This is a genomic window from Pseudomonas sp. NPDC087697, assembly GCF_044743155.1.
Taxonomy (GTDB): Bacteria; Pseudomonadota; Gammaproteobacteria; order Pseudomonadales; family Pseudomonadaceae; genus Aquipseudomonas.
In genome coordinates this window covers 1-447 of the sequence record NZ_JBIUVW010000103.1, presented here as the reverse complement: position 1 = coordinate 447, position 447 = coordinate 1, and the positions used below count along the sequence as shown (strand labels likewise).

General features: G+C 55.3%; 1 pseudogene. It reads left to right on the top strand.

The annotated features are described in order from the left end of the window. Positions 1 to 380 (top strand): annotated as a pseudogene (locus ACIPIN_RS28970) (F0F1 ATP synthase subunit alpha); the annotation flags it as partial. Positions 381 to 447 lie beyond the last annotated feature (67 nt).

Here is a 447-nt window from a genome sequence, read left to right as displayed (position 1 = left end):
AGCTTTCCGGTGGTATCCGTACCGCTCTGGCTCAGTACCGTGAACTGGCGGCATTCGCCCAGTTCGCTTCTGACCTGGACGAAGCCACTCGCAAGCAGCTTGAGCACGGTCAGCGCGTTACCGAGCTGATGAAGCAGAAGCAATATGCGCCGATGTCCATTGCCGACATGTCGTTGTCCCTGTATGCCGCTGAACGTGGCTTCCTGGTAGACATCGAGATTCCAAAAATCGGTAGCTTCGAGCAGGCCATGATTGCTTACTTCAACCGCGATCACGCCGAATTGATGGCGAAGATCAACGTGAAGGGTGACTTTAATGACGAAATCGACGCTGGCCTGAAAGCCGGTATCGAGAAGTTCAAAGCCACCCAAACCTGGTAAGCCGCAGCGGGGGCCGAGAGGCTCCCGCTTGCTAACCTGATAGGTGTTACATGGCAGGCGCAAATGA